General features: G+C 39.1%; 3 protein-coding genes. All 3 read right to left on the bottom strand.

The window, feature by feature from the left end:
• Nucleotides 1–172 (bottom strand): adenylyltransferase/cytidyltransferase family protein (locus K6C05_RS03965; protein WP_296731503.1); only part of this gene is annotated, 172 nt, incomplete at its 3' end.
• A gap of 22 nt (nt 173–194) precedes the next feature.
• Nucleotides 195–1,316 (bottom strand): phosphonopyruvate decarboxylase, encoded by a 1,122-nt coding sequence (gene aepY / locus K6C05_RS03960; RefSeq protein WP_296731497.1) that lies wholly within the window; start codon nt 1,314–1,316, stop codon nt 195–197.
• Nucleotides 1,317–1,331: 15 nt separating this feature from the next.
• The gene (aepX, locus tag K6C05_RS03955) at nt 1,332–2,615 is read right to left on the bottom strand and encodes a phosphoenolpyruvate mutase (RefSeq protein WP_296731500.1); all 1,284 of its coding nucleotides are present in this window, start codon (nt 2,613–2,615) and stop codon (nt 1,332–1,334) included.
• Nucleotides 2,616–3,201: the final 586 nt, after the last annotated feature.

The following is a 3,201-nucleotide window of genomic DNA, read 5'->3' as shown; positions in this document are numbered from 1 at the left end:
CTATTCGTTCCATCAAGGACTGCTGAACATTGATTTTTCCGCGGCTTTTATCAAAACTGTCTGCAGTGACACCCACTATAAGATAATCCCCCAATGCCTTGGCCCTTTCCAAAAGGCGTTTATGGCCATAATGAAGCAAATCATATGTACCATATGTTATTACTTTCACCATCCATATCACCTGCCTCCAAATTTCATATCCTGATCAAATATTCCATAAAATTCTTTTTATTTTCAGTGGCTGTGGTCGTTGGTCTGCCCAAATCATCCCGCGCTCCTATAGCAGATTTAACCTCAATAAATACTAATTTTTCGCAAGCTTTAGCTTCCAGCAATACCATATCCAATGACTCAAAATTGTCAACGCATGCCGTATAACAGTACCCGCAGGCCTTGGCAATACCCACCAGATCAATTTTTGACGCTACAGTGGGCATTCCTCCTACACTTTCATGGGCTTCATTATTTATTACTATATGTACTAAATTATTAGGTGCACTGGCCCCTATCACTGCCATGCTTCCCATATGCATAAGCGTCGCTCCATCGCCATCAATACACCATATTTTTTGATTGGGTTTATTAATAGCTACACCTAAGGCTATACTACTGGAATGCCCCATGGAGCCTACTGTCAAAAAATCCTGTTTATGGCTTTGTCCATTTTCTACCCGCACTTCAAACAGTTCCCGGCTGGCTTTACCAGTAGTGGAAATAATAGGATCTTCCCCGGATATATTCACGATGTGCCTGATAATATCTTCCCTGCACATAACATTATTATTAACATAGTTGGCCTCGCCATCATAGGAAAGCCCGCCCTTACCGATAATGAATGCAACACTCTTACCTTTAGAAAGGTTATCCCTAAACTTATTCATCACATCAGATACTTCTTCAGTCAAAGTGTCCTTGCTGATCACAAATGACTCAATATCCATATCTTCAAGGAGTTTAACCGTTACCTTCCCCTGATAGATATGCTGTGGCTCATCATGAATACCTGGCTCACCACGCCACCCTACAACGAATATTACAGGAATGCCATATACATTATCATTTAATAATGACGCTACAGGATTTATAATATTCCCTTCCCCGCTGTTTTGCATATATACCACCGGCACCTTGCCAGTAGCCAGATAATACCCCGCTGCCAAGGCAGTGCAGTTTCCCTCATTAGCAGCAATTATATGATGTTTGGGATCAATACCATATTTTGTCATTAAATAATTGCATAAAGATTTTAATTGAGAATCAGGAACTCCAGTATAAAATTCTGCATTTATTATTTTAATGAAATCTTCAACCCTCATAATATATTCTCCATATTAGATATCGTCAGGAATCAGTCTGATAATTTCCTTAAATGACATGCAAATATCATCACATTCCATAGCCCTGTGGTTTTTAAGTATTGTAGACGCTGCATTCTGCATGGCCGGGAAGCCCGCCCTGGTCAACTGATTAGCGTAAATCACCACATTAATACCACGCTGTTTAAATTCTTCCTCCGTAACACTGTTAAAGGAAGTAGGTACAACTACAACAGGTGTATCCTTGTCCTTTGCTCTAAATTTCTCAACAAAATCAAAGATCTCTGTTGGATCCTTTTTACGGCTATGAATCATAATGGCATCCGCTCCGGCTTCAACAAATGCAAAGGCACGATTTAATGCATCATCCATTCCCTTTTCCAAAATCAAACTTTCAATACGGGCACATATCATAAAATCATTTGTTTTCTGAGCACGCTTTCCAGCCCTGATTTTATTGGAAAAATTTTCTATGGAATCCTGAGTCTGAGGAACTTCATTTCCAAATAAGGAATTTTTCTTTAGACCTTTTTTATCTTCAATAATGACCATGGAAACACCCATTCGTTCCAAGGTTCTCACTGTATACACAAAATGCTCCGTCAATCCGCCGGTATCTCCATCAAATATAATTGGTTTTGTGGTAACCTCCATAATATCATCAATAGTTCTAAATCTTGAGGTCATATCTACCAATTCGATATCCGGCTTGCCCTTGGCCGTAGAATCACATAGTGAGGAGACCCACATGGCATCGAATTGCCTTGCGCCCCCATCCTCTTCCACGATAGTATTCTCAACAATAAGTCCTGTCAGGCCACTATGAGCCTCCATTACTGAAATAGTTCCCTTTATGTCTATGGCTTTACGCAACCTGCCACGACGCATATCTGGCGTAGCCAGCTCTGCTCTTGACCGCTTATCCAGTTCTTTGTAACGACTATCTGATGAATATGGAAATTCAACCAATCTTCCACCATACGCAGCCAAAGCATCTACGACTTCATCACGAATAGGTTTTTGAATTCCTTCCTGCCAATCATCGCCATGAACAACTATATCAGGATGATATTTCAATATATTTGCCTTATAACTGAGACTGTCCTGCTCTACCACCTTATAAACACTGGAAATATTTTCAAACAACACCTTGCGTTCACTAAGTGGCAATAAAGGGAATCTCTTATAGCACATTATCGCCTCATCTGTCATTACTCCTATTATAACTTTTCCCAGTCTGGCAGCTTTGCGAATAATTGAAATATGACCACTATGTAGTACATCTGTGGAAAAGCACATATATACCGTCCTGTCCTCCACCTCTTTCAGTTTATAGCTGACAACAGCCAAATCCTCCGGAGTATCGATTTCATTACAAAGCTGGTTCATGACATCGCAGGGAACAATATGACAATTATTTGAAATTTCATTGAAGGCATTTTCAGCATAGCATTTTCTGTTATCTGATTCACAGAAATTGGCTATATTATCCAGCCAGGCCATCCAATCATTTCTGCATAACTTATATAGAGGTTGTGCCGCCATTGCATTATTGAAAAATTCAATACCAATCTTTTCAATATGACCATTTTGTATTACAGCCTTGAAATCCTTATCCGGTAAAGGAAGGGTGGATGATACTACCATACAGCTTGCCTTCATCTGCATAACCTGATCCAAAACTGAATTTTCAAAAACTAAATCCCCATGCATAAGCAGAATATCATCATCAAGATATTCTCTTGCACAATAAATAGAATAAATATAATTTGTATCTTTATATTCCTGATTTTTTACAAAACTGACTTCTATTGGCAGTTCCAATCCTTTAACATAATTAATCAGAATACTGTCAAATAATCCAGTTGTGATAACTACTTCTCTA

The organism is Anaerovibrio sp. (assembly GCF_024697385.1).
Taxonomy (GTDB): Bacteria; Bacillota; Negativicutes; order Selenomonadales; family Selenomonadaceae; genus Anaerovibrio.
This window is presented reverse-complemented; position numbering and strand designations above follow the sequence as displayed.

What these genes read in the sequence shown, in the direction of transcription:
- aepX (WP_296731500.1), bottom strand. Translation starts at nt 2,615, where the DNA reads ATGTGCTTTTCCACAGATGTACTACATAGTGGTCATATTTCAATTATT.
- aepY (WP_296731497.1), bottom strand. Translation starts at nt 1,316, where the DNA reads ATGAGGGTTGAAGATTTCATTAAAATAATAAATGCAGAATTTTATACT.